Consider the following 14,804-nt stretch of genomic DNA (forward strand, 5'->3'; position numbering starts at 1 on the left):
ACGTCGGCGGGGTGTGCTGGGCTTGGGGGCATGGGGTACGAGACGGACTTCCTCGGCGGCGAGCTGCCGATGCCGGTGCCGCTGCCGCTCGATGCCGCGCAGCCCGATGCGGAGCCCGACACGGTGCTCTTGGACTACGTGCACTTCTCGGTGCGGCTCGATCAGCGGCGTCGCTTGGCGAGGGTCACGGGCGTCAACCTCGACGGGGCGCAGCTCGTCGAGCGTGAACGCTCGGGCGACCGCTGGCGGCTCGACCCCCGTGTCCCCGCCGACTGGCAGGCCGGCCCCGCCGTCTACGCCGACAACCCCCTGGACCGCGGCCACCTCGTGCGCCGGCGCGATCCGGTCTGGGGCGATCCGGCCGTCGCCGCCCGTGCCGAATCCGACACCTTCCACTACCCGAACGCCGCCCCGCAGGCGGCCGGCTTCAACCAGTCCAAGGAGCTCTGGCTCGGCCTCGAGGACCACGTGCTCGCCTTCGGCGCGAACGAGCGGCTGCGGCTCAGCGTCTTCACCGCGCCCGTGCTCGTCGCGGACGACCCGCCTTACCGGGGTATCCGCCTGCCGCGCCGCTTCTTCAAGGTCGTCGCGTGGCTGCGCGGCGAGCGGCTCGCGGCCGCAGGCTTCGTGCTCGACCAGTCCGCGCTCGTCGCGTCGCTCGTCGAGCGCGGGGCGGGCGCCCTGCCAGAGCTCGGCGGCTTCCGCACCTTCCAGGCCCCGATCGCCGAGATCGCCGAGTTCGCCCGGCTCGCGATGCCCCAGCTCGTCGCCGCCGACCGTATGCCCCGGGCGGTCGCCGCGAGCGGGTGGCGCAAGCTCTCCGGGCCCGAGGAGTTGTTGCTGTAGCGCCGCGGCCGGGCAGGCGTACGGTGGAAGTGAGCATATCGACACCGGGGTCGGGAGGTCGTCATGTCGGTCATCGCCTGGATCGGGCTGGGGCACATGGGCGCGCCGATGGCGGGCAACCTCGTCGCAGCGGGCCACGAGGTGCGCGGCTTCGACGTCGCCCCGGAGGCCACGGCGGATGCCTCGGCCAGGGGCGTGCGCGTCGCGGCGTCCATCGCCGAGGCCGTCGCGGGAGCCGAGGCGGTCTTCACCTCCTTGCCGCGCAGCGAGCACGTCCGCGCCGTGTACGAGGGACCCGGCGGCGTCTGGGAGACCGCGCCCGCTTCGGCGCTGCTGCTCGACACCTCCACCGTCGACGTCGAGACCTCGCGCTGGTGCCACGAGCAGTCGGCGGCCCGAGGCATCCGCTTCGTCGACGCGCCCGTCTCCGGCGGCATCGCCGGTGCCGCGGCCGGCACGTTCACCGTCATGCTCGGCGGCGAGGCCGAGGCGACGCGGCTCGCCCGCGGCTTCGTCGCGCCCTTCGCCGGGCATGTCTTCGAGCTCGGCGGGGCGACGAGCGGCATCGCCGCCAAGCTCGCGAACAACCTGATGCTCTTCGTCTCACTGCTGGGCGTCGCCGAGGGGGCGGCGCTCGCCGCGTCGCTGGGGCTCGATCCCGGGCGCTTCTTCGAGGTCGCGGCCGTCTCGTCGGGGGAGTCGTGGCCGCTGCGCACCTGGTACCCCGCGCCGGGGGTCGTGCCGACGAGCCCGGCGAACCGCAACTTCGACGCGACGTTCACGGCCGCGCTCGCCGAGAAGGACCTCTCCTTCGCGGTCGAGGCCGCCGGGGCGGCCGGGGTGCGCACGCCGGCGGCCCGGATCGCGCTCGACCAGTTCGAGCGGCTGATCGGTGAGGGCTACGGCGCGAAGGACTGCAGCCTCATCGCGAAGTTCGCCTCGCCCGACGGGCGCATCGCCGGGTTCGACCCGCACGCCTGAGTTCGTGGGCCGCCGGTGGGCTGCCCCGCGTGCTCAGCGCTCGCCGCGCTGCACGGCGTCGATGACCTCGCCGAGTCGGTCGCGCAGCGAGCCGAGCTCCTCCAGGGTCATGCCGAGCCGGTCGACGACCTGCGGCGGGATGCCGAGCGCCTGCTCGCGCAACGCCCGGCCCGTGGGCGTCAGCTCGACGTCGAGGGCCCGTTCGTCCTTCGCGCTGCGCTGCCGGGTCAGGTAGCCCTGCGCCTCGAGCCGCTTCAGGAGCGGCGAGAGGGTCGCGGGCTCGAGCTGGAGGGCGACGCCGAGGTCGCGGACCGTGCGCGGGCTGCGCTGCCACAGCGCGAGCATCACGAGGTACTGGGGGTGGGTGAGGCCGAGCGGCTCGAGGATCGGCCGGTAGACGCCGATCACGCCGCGGGCGGCGACGGCGAGGGCGAAGCAGACCTGGTTCTCGAGGGCCAGGAGGTCGATGGGCTCACCGTCGACCTCGACGATCGAGGCATCCGTGCGGTCGTCGCTCGCGCGCTGGTCGTGCATGGTCACCCCTCCAGTATTGCGCATGAGCTAATAATTAGTACACTAATGATTGTGACACGAAGAGAACACCCCGCAGGCGATTCGCCCCGACGGGGGTATGCGGGCCTCATCGACAAGCTCAACGCGAAGCTGCTGCCGTACATCGGGCCGCCGCCCCTGGGGCCGTACGACGAGGAGCCGGTCGCCGAGCGCCCGCCCGCCTGCCCGCTCTGCGGCAAGCCGATGTCCGAGCACGACATCGACCGCTCGGGCGAGCGCACCCAGCTGCACTGCCCGACGTGATCGCCGCGGCCGCCGCCCCCTCCCATCGTCCGGGCTCGCGCCGCTAGGCTCGAAGGCGGGCATCGGAGTCGGAAGGGAGCCCGCATGCGCTGGTTCCGTCGGAGGCGTCCGAAGTTCAAGCCGTTCGATCGCGCCGCCCTGCCGGAGGTCCAGCCGCCCAGCGTCGAGGAGATGATCGACGAGGGCGTGATGCTCGCCGAGTCGGCGGGCCGCATGACCCTGCGCAACCGCTTCGTGGTCGAGGCGCTGCGCGGCGAGGAGCGCTACGACGATGCGCGCGCCGCGGCCGCCGCGCGCGAGGTGCTCTACGAGCTGGTGCAGCAGGCCGACGCGACCGCCGAGCTCTCGGCGGAAGACCGCGAGGCCGCCGCGAAGCGCGAGGGCAAGGCGAAGCACCAGCACGACTACCGGCGCGCCGACACCGGCAACCTGCGCCGCCGCGAGAAGGTCTACACCTCGGTCGCGAAGCGGCTCTGGGAGCTGCGCGAAGACCCCGAGTACCTGCGGGAGTTCGCCAACCGCGCGCGCGATGAGGCGTGGCACGACGTGGCCGGCGCGATCGAGGCCCGGCTCGACCGGGAGTGGCCGCAGATCGAGGTGGATGCCGAGTACGAACTCGCCCGCCCGCAGCGCATGCGGGAGCTCTTCGAGGACCTCGAGCGCGCCGTCGAGACCGCCGAGCTGAAGCGCGCCGAGCGCGAGGACCCGTTCCACGGGTACGTGGGCTGACCCATGCGCATCCCGTGGAGCGACGGCCGCTGGACCCGCGAACCCGCCTCGAGCGAGCAGCGCGGAGACGCCCTCGTCGTGCGGGCGCTCGAGGGGAGCGACTACTGGCGCGAGACCCTGTACGGCTTCGTCCACGACGACGGGCACGCCCTGCTGGGCGAGTGGCCCGCGGATGCTGCGATCGAGGTCTCCTTCGACAGCGCGTCGCTCAGCGAGCTGTACGACCAGGCCGGGCTCATGCTCGTCGCCGGCCCGGAGCGCTGGGTCAAAGCGGGCGTCGAGCTCAGCGACGGCGTGCCCCAGCTCGGAGCGGTCGTCACCGATGGCCGTTCGGACTGGTCGATGGCGCCGGTGCCCGAGTGGGCGGGGCGGGTCGTGACCATCCGCGCGAGCCGGATCGCCGACGCCGTGGTGCTGCGCGCCCGAGCCGACGACGGGCCGTGGCGCACGTTCCGGGTGACGCCGTTCCCGGCCGACGCGACGGCCGGCCCGATGGTCTGCGCGCCGTCGCGCGACGGCCTCGAGGTGACCTTCACCGCCTGGCGGCGTGTGGCGCCCGACACCGAGCTGCACGCCGACCCGCCGTTGGTTCGCTGAGCCCGTCGAAGCGCGGTTTGGTTCGCTGAGCTCGTCGAAGCGCGGTTGGTCCGCTGAGCTCGTCGAAGCGCTTCGACAAGCTCAGCGAACCAGGCCGCCTCGGCGCTTCGACAGGCTCAGCGAACCAGGCTCAGCGAACCAGGCTCAGCGAACCAGGCTCAGCGAACCAGGCCGCCTACGCGGGCGCGATCGCGTGCCCGTGCCGGAACAGCCGCTGCGGGTCGACCTCGGCCTTGATGCGGCGCAGTCGGGCGAGCGTCTCGGGCGGGTACATGGCGCGGATGACGTGCGCTCCGCGCTCCTCGGAGAAGTTCCCGTAGACCCCGCTGAGTCGGCCGAGCACGCCCTCGTGCAGCGCGCGGAGCTCGGCGACCTGCTGCTCGGGGGCGTCCTGCGGCAGCACCGCGTTGACCACGACGAAGGTCTCGGCGTCGCGGAAGGCGATCGGCGTCGCCTCGGCCGGCACCCGTCCGAACGCCCCGCCCAGCGTGCGCAGCAGCAGCATCGTGGGCGCCGGACCGGCCAGCGCCGCGAGGCAGGCCTCGAGCAGCGCGTCGTCGAGTTCGGACGCGAAGCCGTTGCCGCCGACGAAACGGAACGGCGGCTTGCCCGGCGGGGCGTCTTCGAGCAGCTCGGAGTAGGCGACCGGCCCGAGCACCATCTCTTCGAGCGAGTCGAGCGCGAGCAGCGGCGTGAGCGTCTCGCGCAGCTCGGCCTCGCTGCCGCGCCGGGCGACGGCGACCATCGGACCGGCCGGCACTTCGGGGGCGAACGGCGGAAAGACCAGCAGGGTCGAGTTCAGCGCCTCGTCGGCCCGCACGACGTCGCGCCAGGCCCGCAGCACCGCCGGGGCATCCGCCTGGGCGAAACGCAGACGACCGCCCGCGAGCCCGTCGGCCGGCACGGCCTCGAAGGTGAACGAAGTGACCACACCGAAATTGCCGCCGCCGCCGCGGATCGCCCAGAACAGCTCGGGGTGGTGCTCGGCATCGACCCGCAGCACCTCGCCCGCCGCGGTCACGAGCTCCGCCGAGCGCAGCGCGTCGACCGTGAGCCCCTGCTGGCGCACGAGCCAGCCGATGCCGCCGCCGAGCGTGAGGCCGCCGACGCCGACGTCGCGGGTGTCGCCGGAGCTCACGCCGAGGCCGGCGGGTTCGAGCGCGGCGGCCACATCGCCCCAGCAGGCGCCGCCGCCCACCGTGACGAGGCGCCCCTCGCCGAGGGAGACGCCGTCGAGTTCGGCGAGATCGATGACCAGCCCGCCGTCGACGGGCTCGCTGCCGTGCCCGCCGGAGCGCACCGCGACCGGCACGCCGTGCTCGGCGGCGACGCGGACGGCGGCCGCGACGTGCTCGGCGCTCGCCGGGCGAACCACCGCCTCGGGGGAGCCGACGCCGGCGAAGACCGCGCGCCCGGCGTCGTATTCGGAGTCGCCGGGCCCGAAGGCGCGACCGGGAAGGACCTGCTGCAACGCTGCGAGGATGGCCATGTGCGCCAGTGTGCCACCGACCGCCGACGTCCGCTGGTTCGCTTCGACAGGCTCAGCGAACCAGGCGCTTCGACAAGCTCAGCGAACCAGGCTCAGCGGAGCTGCCGGCTACTCGCCGCTCGGGTGCGCCTTCGCCCGGTCGATCACCCAGGCGTAGGCGAATGCCCGCTCCCGCCACGAGGCGTAGCGTCCGGAGACGCCGCCGTGCCCGGCCGCCATCTCGATCCGCAGCAGGGGTTCGGCGCCGGCCTCGCGCAGCCGCGCCACCCACTTCGCGGGCTCGACGTAGAGCACGCGGGTGTCGTTCAGCGAGGTGACCGCGAGGATCGGCGGGTAGTGCCGTCCGCCGTGCTCGCCGTCGCGCACGTTCTCGTAGGGCGAGTACGACTTCATGTACGCGTACACCTCGGGGTCGTGCAGCGGGTCGCCCCACTCGTCCCACTCGATGACGGTGAGCGGCAGCGAGGGGTCGAGGATCGAGGTCAGCGGATCCACGAAGGGCACTTCGGCGAGGATGCCGCTGAACGCGCCGGGCGCGAGGTTCGCGACGGCGCCCATCAGCAGGCCGCCGGCGGAGCCGCCCTGGGCGACGAGCCGGTCGGGTGCGGTCCAGCCCTCGTCGCTCAGGTGCCGCGCGACGGCGACGAAGTCGCTGAAGGTGTGCTTCTTGCGGAGCTTCTTGCCGTCCTCGTACCAGTGCCGGCCGAGCTCGCCGCCGCCGCGCACGTGGGCGACGGCGAAGATCATGCCGCGGTCGAGCAGCGAGAGCCGGGCGATGCCGAAGCCGGGGTCGATCGAGTGCTCGTACGAGCCGTAGCCGTAGAGCAGCGTCGGCGCGGGTGTGCCGGGGGTCACGAGGTCGTGCCGGTAGACGAGCGAGATCGGCACGCGGGTGCCGTCCTCGGCCGTCGACCACTCGCGGCGCTGCACGTAGCGGGTGGGGTCGTAATCGCCGAGCACGGGCTGGCGCTTGCGCAGCCGGCGCTCGCCGGTGGCGACGACGACGTCGAACACGGTCGAGGGGGTGACGAAGCTCGTGTAGCCGATGCGCAGCTGCGGCTGCGCCCAGTCCGGGTTGCCGCGCACGCCGACGGCGAAGAGCTCCTCGTCGAAGGCGAGTTCGTGCAGGGTGTCGTCGGCGGTCGCCCCCTCCGGGATGCCGGCCGCCGGCACCTTCGCGATCGCGACGCGCGGCAGCCCGCCGCGGCGGTACTCGACGGCGACGAAGTCGCGGAAGGCATCCACGCCCTCCAGCCGCACGGTGGGGTCGTGCGGCAGCAGCATGCGCCGCGGGCCCTCGGGATCGTCGGCGGCGACCGAGACGAGCTCGAAGTTCGGCGCGCCGTCGTTGTGCGTGATGAGCAGGCGGTCCCGCCCGCCCGCGACGAGGTGCTCCACGTCGTACTCGACGCCCTCGCGGCGCGGCCACACGACGCGGAACTCGCCGGTCGGGTCGTCGGCGTCGAGCAGGCGGGTCTCGCTCGTGATGTTCGAGCCCGCCTCGATGACGAGGAAGCGGCGGCTCCGGGTCATCCCGACGCCGAGCCAGAAGCGCTCGTCCGGCTCGGAGAAGACGCGGACGTCGGCGGATGCCTCGGTGCCGACCTCGTGCCGCCAGATCGTGTCGGGCCGCCAGGACTCGTCGACGGTCGCGTAGAAGACGAAGCGGCCGCTGGGGTCGAACAGAGCGCCGCCGGAGGTGCCGGGGATGACGTCGTCGAAGGTGTGGCCAGAGCCGTCGATCGCCCGGATGCGCAGCTCGTACCGTTCGTCGCCCTCGACGTCGACGCCGGTGAGCAGCAGGGTGCCGTCGGCGGAGACGTCGAAGCTGCCGAGCGCGAAGAACTCGTGCCCCTCGGCCTCGGCGTTCTCGTCGAACAGCAGCTGTTCGCCCGGCAGCGCCTCGCCGCCGGACTCGGGCAGCACGGGCGGCTCCCAGTCATCGGGGCCGGCCGCGGGCACGCGGCAGTGGATGCCGTATTCGGCGCCCTCGCGGGTGCGGGTGAAGTACCACCACTCGCCCTCGCGGGTCGGCACGGAGAGGTCGGTCTCCTTCGTGCGCGCCCGGATCTCCTCGAACACCTGCTCGGTGAGGAGGGAGAGGTGCTCGGTCTTCGCCTTCGTGTACGCGTTCTCAGCGTGGAGGTGGGCGAGCACCTCGGGATCGTCCTTCTCGCGCAGCCACTCGTAGTCGTCGACCACCACGTCGCCGTGGTGCTCTCGCTGGGTCGGTCGCTTGGGGGTCACGGGCGGAGTGAGCACGTCCCCACGCTACCCCCGAGGCGGGCCCGAGGGCCCGGCCGCATCCGAAGCTGAGAATCCGTTTCGCCGCGGCGGCCCACTTAGGTTAGCCTTAGCTGCTCTCATCAGAGCCATCCTCCGTCCAGACCCAGGAGACGCCCGTGCTCGCCAACTACCTGATCGGCCTCCGCGAAGGCCTCGAGGCCGGCCTCATCGTCGGCATCCTGGTGGCGTACCTCGGCAAGACCGGCCGCCGCGACCTCCTCGGGCGCCTCTGGGTCGGCATCGGCCTCGCCGTCGCCGTCTCGCTCGGCGTCGGCGCCGTGCTCACCTGGGGCCCCTACGCGATGACGTTCCAGGCGCAGGAGATCCTCGGCGGTGTGCTCTCGCTCCTCGCGGTCGCGATGGTCACCTGGATGATCTTCTGGATGGGCACCCACGGCCGCACCCTGTCGAGCGAGCTGCGCGGACAGGTGGATGCCGCGGTCGAGCGCTCCTCCTGGGCGATCGTGCTCCTCGGCGCCCTCTCCGTCGGCCGCGAGGGCGTCGAGACCGCCCTGTTCGTCTGGGCGAACGTCGCCGGCGGCAGCGACCCCGTGCTCGGCACGCTCGGCGCGCTCGCCGGCATCGCCACCGCGATCGTGATCGCCTGGGGCATCTCGAAGGGCCTCGTGCGCTTCAACCTGGGCGCCTTCTTCACCTGGACCGGGCTCTTCCTCATCCTCGTCGCGGCCGGCGTGCTCGCCTACGGCATCGGCGACCTGCAGGAGGCCTCGGTCATCCCGGGCTGGGGCGCGCCCGCCTACAGCCTCACCCAGGTCATCCCCGCCGGCGGCTGGCTCGACACCCTCCTGGGCGGCATCTTCAACTTCACGCCCGAGCCCACCTGGGCCCAGGTCATCGGCTGGACGGCCTACGTCGCCGTCACGATGGCGCTCTACCTCGTGATGCTGCGCCGCCGGCACACCGCGGCCGCGGCGCCGCCCGCCCCGGCGCCCGTCGCCGGCTGAATCCGACGCCCGTCGGCCCGCCAGACCGTCGCCAGCAGTGATCCGATCCACTCACCGACCCTTGGAGCATCCATGACCCGTCGTGCCCTCCCCGTCGCCGTCGCGGCGACCGCGCTCACCGCGCTCGCCCTCACCGGCTGCGTGGCGAAGTCCGAGCTCGCCCAGGCGATCGCCGTCGACCTCAGCGACGACGCCTGCGCGGTCGCCACCGGCACGGCGCCCGCGGGGGCCGTGACGTTCTCGCTCACGAACTCGGGCAGCGACGTGAACGAGTTCGAGATCCTCGCCGACGACCAGCTGCGCATCGTCGGCGAGAAGGAGAACGTGACGCCGGGGCAGACGGTCGACTTCACCGCCCAGCTCGAGCCCGGCACCTACTACACGGCGTGCAAGTTCCAGCAGGTCGGCGCCCCGGTCGGCCTCGCCGAGTTCACCGTCACCGGGAAGGCCTCCGCGGTCTCCGCCGACGAGCAGGAGCTCAGCGACCAGGCCGTCACCGAGTACCTCGCGTACGTGCGCTCGCAGTCGTCCGAGCTCCTCCCGCTCGTGCAGCAGCTCGCCGACGCCTACGCCGCCGGCGACGACGATGCGGCACGTGCGCTCTTCGCGAAGGCGCGCGTGCCCTACGAGCGCATCGAGCCCACCGCCGAGGCCTTCGGCGACCTCGACCCGAAGATCGACTTCCGCGAGGTCGACGCCGTCGCCGACGGCCTCGACTGGACCGGCTTCCACCGCATCGAGAAGGACCTCTGGGCGCCGAAGCCCGGCGAGCTCAACTCCGACGGACAGGACGCCCTGAAGGACTGGGCGCCCTCGACCCCCGAGGAGCGGAAGGCCTACGCCGACGGGCTCGTCGCCGACGTCACCCAGCTGCACGAGCTCGTCACCGACTCCGCGTTCTCCGTGTCGCTCGCCGACATCTCGAATGGCGCCATCGCCCTCCTCGACGAGGTCGCCGCCGGCAAGATCACCGGCGAGGAGGACTGGTGGAGCGGCACCGACCTCTCCGACTTCGCCGCGAACGTGCAGGGCGCCGGCGTCGCGTTCGGCGCGGTGCGCGCACTCGCCGAGTCGAAGGGCGACGAGGGCACGGCGCTCGCGGGCGAGATCGACGAGCGCTTCGGCGCGCTCGAGGACGAGCTCGCGAAGTACGGCTCGCTCGACGCGGGCTTCGTCGACTACGCGACGCTGACGGATGCCGACAAGAAGGCGCTGAGCGACCGCGTGAACGCGCTCGCCGAGCCGCTGTCGCAGCTCACCGCCACGGTGCTCGGGGTCTGATCGCGATGACCGAGCCGGACGACGCCGCCGAGCCCGAGTCCCGCGGCGTCTCCCGCCGCGGCCTGCTCGGCCTGCTCGGTGCGGGGGCGGCCGGCGCGGCCGCGGGCTTCGCGGGCGGCGCGGCGACCGCGGGGGTGGCCCTCACGGCGGGCACCCACGGCGGCGGCGCGGCCGGGGCATCCGTGTTCCCCTTCTACGGGGCGCACCAGGCCGGCATCACCACGCCCGCACAGGACCGGCTGCACTTCGCCGTCTTCGACCCCGACGCCGGGCTCGACCGCGAGGGCCTCATCGGGCTGCTCACCGACTGGACGGCCGCGGCGGCCCGGCTCAGCCAGGGCCTCGAGGTCGCCGAGGGCGGCGCGGTCGGCGGCTCCGACTACGCACCGCCGGCCGACACCGGCGAGGCGCTCGGCCTGCCCGCCTCCGGGCTCACGATCACCTTCGGCTTCGGGCCCGAGCTCTTCGAGACCGCCGACGGCGGCGACCCCTTCGGCCTCGCGGCCCGTCGCCCGCCCGAGCTCGTGGCGTTGCCGCGGTTCCAGGGCGACGCCCTCGAGCCGGCGCGCACGGGCGGCGCGCTCTGCATCCAGGCGTGCGCCGACGACCCGCAGGTCGCCGTGCACGCCATCCGCAATCTCAGCCGGATCGCCTTCGGGCGCGCGACGCTGCGCTGGTCGCAGCTCGGCTTCGGCCGCACCTCTTCGACGTCGACGGCGCAGGCGACGCCGCGCAACCTCTTCGGCTTCAAGGACGGCACCGCGAACATCAAGGCCGAGGAGCCCGGCGTCGCCGACGAGCACGTGTGGGTGCAGCCGGGCGACGAGCCGGCCTGGCTCGCCGGCGGCTCGTACCTCGTGGCCCGGCGCATCCGCATGGTCATCGAGAACTGGGACCGCGTGCAGCTCGGCGAGCAGGAGCAGCTCGTCGGCCGTTCGAAGGGCGAGGGCGCCCCGCTCTCCGGGGGCACCGAGTTCACCGAGCCGGACTTCGAGGCGGCGGGCGCGACCGGCGCGCCGCTGATCGACCCGGCCTCGCACGTGCGGCTCGCGCACCCGACCATGAACGGCGGCGCGCGCCTGCTGCGGCGCGGCTACAACTTCGTCGACGGCAACGACGCGCTCGGCCGCCTCGACGCCGGGCTGTTCTTCCTGTCGTTCCAGCGCTCGCCGGAGCAGTTCGTGCGGGTGCAGACCTCACTCGCGGCCGACGGCCTGAACGAGTACCTGAAGCACGTCGGCTCGGCGATCTTCGCCGTGCCGGGCGGTGTGGCGGAGGGCGAGTTCGTGGGGCAGCGGCTGTTCGACTGAGCCGGCCGGCGCCGCCCTACTCCTGCGTGGAACGGGCGCCCTCGACGACGGCCCAGCGGTCGCCCCCGAGCGGCTGCAGCTGGCCGGAGACCTCCGCGCCGTCGCGCACGGCCGTGAAGTCGATCGCGCCGAGCGTGCCGCCGACGATGCCCTCGCCGCCCGAGAACCGCGGCTGCTCGTAGCCGATCTCGATCATCGCGTCGCGGCGCTGCCCCTGGTCCCAGTTGCCGGAGAGGAAGCCGAGCATCGCGAGCCCCGAGAGCGGTCCGGCGACGACGAGTACGTAGCCGAGGTCGCGCATCCAGCGGTGCTCGCGACCGGCGATGGCGAGCACCGCGCCGGCGAGCAGCACGAGGGCCGAGAAGACGAGCGGCCAGGGGCTCCACGGCTCGAGGACGACCACGGGGGAGTCGAGGGCGAGGGCGGGCGGCACCCGGTCAGGCTACCGGAGCAGGCTGCGCGCGGCCTGCGTCGCGCTCGCTCAGCCGAGGCCGGTCTTCGTCCAGTCGAGGTTGAGCTCGTCGCCGATGTAGACGGCCTCGCCGAAGTCGTGGACCTGCGGATTCATGCGCAGCAACTGCTGCTGCGGCAGGTCGAAGCGCTGCGCGATGTCGAAGAAGCTGTCGCCCGAGACGACCGTGTACCGGATCGGCATGCCGTCGCCGTCGAGCACGGGGGTGCCGGTGGCGCCCGGGATCGGGCCGAGATCGACCGCCGGACCGGGTTCGACGACGGGCGCCGGCTCGTTCGGCACGGGTTCGGGCGCCGGCGGCGGCTCGGGTGCTGCGACCGGTGCGGTGGGCGTCGGGGTGGGCGTCGGCGTCGGGGTGGCCGTGACGGTGACGACGACGGTCTCGGCGGGCGGCGGCGAGGCCGGGGCGCAGGCCGCGAAGCCGACGATCGCGAGCGGGACGATCACGGCGGCGCCGAGCGTGCGGCGTCGTCGCGCGATGCTGGGGACTGGCCTCACGAGGGCTCCTCATCGATCCGGTGGGCTCGGTCAGCCTAGCTCTCAGTCGGCGCCGGTGGGGACGCCGCGGCGAGAATGTGGAACACACCCTCCGGCCGGTTCACTGGGCGAACTGCCCTCGCTCGAGCGCCGCACGGATCCGCTCGAGCGCGGCGGCCAGGGCGAGATCGCCGACGCCGGCATAGCCGAGCACGATGCCGGCCGGGCCGGCGCCGCGATCGCCGCCCGCCGCGTACTGGGCCAGCGGGGCGACGATCACGCCCTCCTCGGCCAGCTGCGCGACGAGGGCGCGTTCCGCTGCCCGGTCCCGGAGCTCGAGCACCGCGTGCAGGCCGCCGTCGATCGCGGTGAGGCGGGCCCGCTCGGGGTCGAGGCCGCCGAGCGCGTCCTGCACGAGTCGTCGCCGGTGCGTGTACTCGCGGCGGGTCGCCGCGATGTGTCGACGCAGCGCGCCGCGCTCAAGGTAGTCGGCGACGGCGAGCTGCACCGGGCCGGCGACCGGGGTGTCGAGCTCTGCGCGCGCGGTCGCGACGGCCGCGCGCAGACCGGCGTGCGCCGGCAGCACGAGGTAGCCCAGTCGCAGCCACGGGGTCAGCACCTTCGAGAAGCTGCCGACGAGCACGACCCGCTCGCCGCCGTCGAGCGAGGCGAGCGCGGGCAGCGGAGCGCCCGTGTGCCGGAACTCGCTGTCGTAGTCGTCCTCCACGACGAAGGCGTCGGCGTGGGCCGCGAGTTCGAGGAGCGCGAGCCTGTCGGCGACGGGCAGCCGCCCGCCGAGGGGGTACTGGTGGCTGGGCGTCACCATGACGGCGTCGAGCCGGGCACGGCCGCGCCGCTGCAGGGCGCGTTCGAGCGCGCCGAGCTCGAGGCCCCCGTCGGCGAGGGGCAGCGGCACCGGCGTGGCCCCGTGCCGCTCGAGCGCCCGGCGTCCGGCGGGGTAGCCGGGGTCCTCGACCCCGACGCGCACCGCCCCGCCGCGGAGTGCGACGAGCGCCCGCGCGACGAGCGCGAGCGCCTCGCTCGTGCCGGCGGCCACCACGACGTCCTCGGGTGCGCAGTGCACCCCGCGGGCGCTTCGCAGGTGCTCGGCGATCGCGGCGCGCAGGGCGGGGACGCCGAGCGGCGGCGGCGACGACGACGGCGGATGCGCGGCAGCGGCTCGCCAGGCGGCGCGCCAGGCCCGCTCGTCGAGCCGCGCGGTGGAGGGGACGCCGGGGGAGAGGTCGGCGAGGGGCGCCCGGGCGGCGGGCGACGCCGCAACAGGATTGGGCGAGGCATCCGATGCGTCGGCGGGTTCCTGCGTCGTCCGCGGCTCCAGTTCGGCGACGCGCGTCGCCGCCCCCTGCCGGAGCTCCAGATAGCCCTCGCCCGCGAGCTGCTCGTAGGCGGCCACGACGGTGCTGCGGGAGATCGCGAGCTCGCGGGCGAGGCCGCGCGTCGACGGCATCGCGTCGCCGGCGCGCAGGCGCCCGTCGAGGATGTCGCGCCGGAGTGCCGCGACCAGCTGGGCGACGAGCCCGGCGCCCGCTCGGCGGTCGAGGAGGAGAAGCGGCTCGGCCATGGCTTCCAACTGGTCTGTATGAATCACGGAGAACTGGTCTACACACGATACCAGTGGGCGGGCGAGACTGCCTGCATGAGTGTCTCCCCCCGCCGCATCCGCCGCAAGCCCGAACGTCAGCGTCACGAACGTGCCGAACTCGACGCCCTGCTCGATCAGGAGCTCGTCGGCCACCTCGCGGTCGTCGCCGACGGCCAGCCCCTCGTGATCCCGATGGCCTACGCCCGGGTCGGCGACGAGCTGCTGCTGCACGGCTCCACCGGCGGCGGCTTCGCGCTGCGGGCGGCGGCCGAGCGCGCGACTGTCGCGTTCGCGGTGACCTCGCTCGACGGGCTCGTCTACGCCCGCTCGCTGTTCGACAGCTCGATGAACTACCGCAGCGCCGTCGTCTACGGCGTGCTCGAGACGGTGCCCGCTGCCGAGGAGCACGATGCCCTCGTCGCCCTCTCGGCCCACCTCATGCCCGGTCGCCCGGCCGAGGTGCGCGACACGACGAAGAAGGAGTACGCGGCGACCCGGGCACTGCGGATGCCGATCGAGGAGTTCGTGATGAAGGCCCGCGCCGCCGGTGTCGGCGAGGCCCCCGACGACGGCGAGGACCACTCCGCCTGGGCCGGCGTCGTGCCGCTCGGCCGGGCCTGGGGCGAGCCCGAGCCCTCGCCGCTCACCCCTGCGGGCACCCCGCTCCCCGAGTCGGTGCGCCGCCTCACGGGCGTCTGAGGTGCCTCGCGCGCAGGAATAGGGCGATCGCCGGATGCCCCGCCGGTACCTCAGTCGCGAGGCTCGAGGTACCGAACAGGGGAGAAGATCATGGAATTCGCAGACGCCGTGCTCGCCACGAGCACCTACGCCGCCGATCTGCGACGCGCCGAGCAGGTGCTCGAACTGCGCCGCGCCGCCGAGGAGCGCGCCACCGCTCGCACGTCGTGACGACCGCCGATCCGCTGACGGCGGAGCGCGTGCCCGCCGTCGG

Annotated in this window: 15 protein-coding genes; 9 read left to right on the plus strand and 6 right to left on the minus strand. The window is 73.8% G+C overall.

Going from position 1 to position 14,804, the window contains the following annotated elements; genetic code table 11:
• Positions 1–30: 30 nt before the first annotated feature.
• Together ACFWE1_RS14475 and ACFWE1_RS14480 are read left to right on the plus strand one after the other, a co-directional pair.
• Positions 31–846 carry a DNA/RNA non-specific endonuclease gene (locus ACFWE1_RS14475; RefSeq protein ID WP_376934106.1) on the plus strand — a complete coding sequence of 272 codons (816 nt, stop codon included), beginning with the start codon at positions 31–33 and terminating at the stop codon, positions 844–846.
• 63 nt (positions 847–909) lie between these two features.
• The gene (locus ACFWE1_RS14480; RefSeq protein ID WP_376934107.1) at positions 910–1,827 is read left to right on the plus strand and encodes an NAD(P)-dependent oxidoreductase; all 918 of its coding nucleotides are present in this window, start codon (positions 910–912) and stop codon (positions 1,825–1,827) included.
• Between the two features lie 33 nt (positions 1,828–1,860).
• Here ACFWE1_RS14480 and ACFWE1_RS14485 read toward each other — a convergent pair whose 3' ends face one another.
• A complete protein-coding gene (locus tag ACFWE1_RS14485) occupies positions 1,861–2,361 on the minus strand; it encodes a MarR family winged helix-turn-helix transcriptional regulator (RefSeq protein ID WP_376934144.1) in 501 nt (166 codons plus the stop codon).
• Between the two features lie 51 nt (positions 2,362–2,412).
• Between ACFWE1_RS14485 and ACFWE1_RS14490 the strand changes: the two genes are divergently transcribed.
• The 3 genes from ACFWE1_RS14490 to ACFWE1_RS14500 all read left to right on the plus strand — a co-directional run bounded on the left by ACFWE1_RS14490 (position 2,413) and on the right by ACFWE1_RS14500 (position 3,969).
• Positions 2,413–2,643, plus strand: a complete 231-nt coding sequence (locus ACFWE1_RS14490) for a hypothetical protein (RefSeq protein ID WP_230768481.1) — start codon at positions 2,413–2,415, stop codon at positions 2,641–2,643.
• Positions 2,644–2,727: 84 nt separating this feature from the next.
• Positions 2,728–3,372, plus strand: coding sequence for a hypothetical protein (locus ACFWE1_RS14495; RefSeq protein ID WP_376934108.1), 645 nt, complete (start codon positions 2,728–2,730; stop codon positions 3,370–3,372).
• Between the two features lie 3 nt (positions 3,373–3,375).
• Positions 3,376–3,969 (plus strand): DUF1349 domain-containing protein, encoded by a 594-nt coding sequence (locus tag ACFWE1_RS14500; RefSeq protein ID WP_376934109.1) that lies wholly within the window; start codon positions 3,376–3,378, stop codon positions 3,967–3,969.
• A gap of 175 nt (positions 3,970–4,144) precedes the next feature.
• Here ACFWE1_RS14500 and ACFWE1_RS14505 read toward each other — a convergent pair whose 3' ends face one another.
• Positions 4,145–5,458, minus strand: coding sequence for an FAD-binding oxidoreductase (locus ACFWE1_RS14505; protein ID WP_376934110.1), 1,314 nt, complete (start codon positions 5,456–5,458; stop codon positions 4,145–4,147).
• 108 nt (positions 5,459–5,566) lie between these two features.
• Positions 5,567–7,720 carry a S9 family peptidase gene (locus tag ACFWE1_RS14510; RefSeq protein ID WP_376934111.1) on the minus strand — a complete coding sequence of 718 codons (2,154 nt, stop codon included), beginning with the start codon at positions 7,718–7,720 and terminating at the stop codon, positions 5,567–5,569.
• 140 nt (positions 7,721–7,860) lie between these two features.
• On the opposite strand from ACFWE1_RS14510, the gene efeU reads away from it, so the two are divergent.
• The 3 genes from efeU to efeB all read left to right on the plus strand — a co-directional run bounded on the left by efeU (position 7,861) and on the right by efeB (position 11,300).
• Positions 7,861–8,709: an iron uptake transporter permease EfeU gene (gene efeU, locus ACFWE1_RS14515; RefSeq protein WP_376934112.1), complete on the plus strand. Its 849-nt coding sequence runs from the start codon at positions 7,861–7,863 to the stop codon at positions 8,707–8,709.
• Between the two features lie 72 nt (positions 8,710–8,781).
• Positions 8,782–9,990: an iron uptake system protein EfeO gene (efeO, locus tag ACFWE1_RS14520; RefSeq protein WP_376934113.1), complete on the plus strand. Its 1,209-nt coding sequence runs from the start codon at positions 8,782–8,784 to the stop codon at positions 9,988–9,990.
• 5 nt (positions 9,991–9,995) lie between these two features.
• Positions 9,996–11,300, plus strand: a complete 1,305-nt coding sequence (efeB, locus tag ACFWE1_RS14525) for an iron uptake transporter deferrochelatase/peroxidase subunit (protein ID WP_376934114.1) — start codon at positions 9,996–9,998, stop codon at positions 11,298–11,300.
• A 16-nt stretch (positions 11,301–11,316) separates the two neighbouring features.
• Here the strand turns inward: efeB and ACFWE1_RS14530 are convergent, their stop codons facing one another.
• The 3 genes from ACFWE1_RS14530 to ACFWE1_RS14540 form a co-directional block, all read right to left on the minus strand.
• On the minus strand, positions 11,317–11,733 hold the full coding sequence (locus ACFWE1_RS14530; RefSeq protein WP_376934115.1) for a hypothetical protein: 417 nt from the start codon (positions 11,731–11,733) through the stop codon (positions 11,317–11,319).
• A gap of 48 nt (positions 11,734–11,781) precedes the next feature.
• Positions 11,782–12,270 carry a LysM peptidoglycan-binding domain-containing protein gene (locus ACFWE1_RS14535; protein ID WP_376934116.1) on the minus strand — a complete coding sequence of 163 codons (489 nt, stop codon included), beginning with the start codon at positions 12,268–12,270 and terminating at the stop codon, positions 11,782–11,784.
• A gap of 100 nt (positions 12,271–12,370) precedes the next feature.
• On the minus strand, positions 12,371–13,831 hold the full coding sequence (locus ACFWE1_RS14540) for a PLP-dependent aminotransferase family protein (RefSeq protein ID WP_376934117.1): 1,461 nt from the start codon (positions 13,829–13,831) through the stop codon (positions 12,371–12,373).
• A gap of 75 nt (positions 13,832–13,906) precedes the next feature.
• Between ACFWE1_RS14540 and ACFWE1_RS14545 the strand changes: the two genes are divergently transcribed.
• The gene (locus ACFWE1_RS14545) at positions 13,907–14,551 is read left to right on the plus strand and encodes a pyridoxamine 5'-phosphate oxidase family protein (RefSeq protein ID WP_376934118.1); all 645 of its coding nucleotides are present in this window, start codon (positions 13,907–13,909) and stop codon (positions 14,549–14,551) included.
• Positions 14,552–14,804 lie beyond the last annotated feature (253 nt).

This window comes from Agromyces sp. NPDC060279, assembly GCF_042726785.1.
GTDB lineage: Bacteria > Actinomycetota > Actinomycetes > Actinomycetales > Microbacteriaceae > Agromyces.

Coding starts and splice junctions, on each gene's coding strand:
- ACFWE1_RS14480 (WP_376934107.1), top strand. CDS start 910: ATGTCGGTCATCGCCTGGATCGGGCTGGGGCACATGGGCGCGCCGATG.
- ACFWE1_RS14495 (WP_376934108.1), top strand. CDS start 2,728: ATGCGCTGGTTCCGTCGGAGGCGTCCGAAGTTCAAGCCGTTCGATCGC.
- ACFWE1_RS14500 (WP_376934109.1), top strand. CDS start 3,376: ATGCGCATCCCGTGGAGCGACGGCCGCTGGACCCGCGAACCCGCCTCG.
- efeB (WP_376934114.1), top strand. CDS start 9,996: ATGACCGAGCCGGACGACGCCGCCGAGCCCGAGTCCCGCGGCGTCTCC.
- ACFWE1_RS14485 (WP_376934144.1), bottom strand. CDS start 2,361: ATGCACGACCAGCGCGCGAGCGACGACCGCACGGATGCCTCGATCGTC.
- ACFWE1_RS14475 (WP_376934106.1), top strand. CDS start 31: ATGGGGTACGAGACGGACTTCCTCGGCGGCGAGCTGCCGATGCCGGTG.
- ACFWE1_RS14505 (WP_376934110.1), bottom strand. CDS start 5,458: ATGGCCATCCTCGCAGCGTTGCAGCAGGTCCTTCCCGGTCGCGCCTTC.
- efeO (WP_376934113.1), top strand. CDS start 8,782: ATGACCCGTCGTGCCCTCCCCGTCGCCGTCGCGGCGACCGCGCTCACC.
- ACFWE1_RS14545 (WP_376934118.1), top strand. CDS start 13,907: ATGAGTGTCTCCCCCCGCCGCATCCGCCGCAAGCCCGAACGTCAGCGT.
- ACFWE1_RS14540 (WP_376934117.1), bottom strand. CDS start 13,831: ATGGCCGAGCCGCTTCTCCTCCTCGACCGCCGAGCGGGCGCCGGGCTC.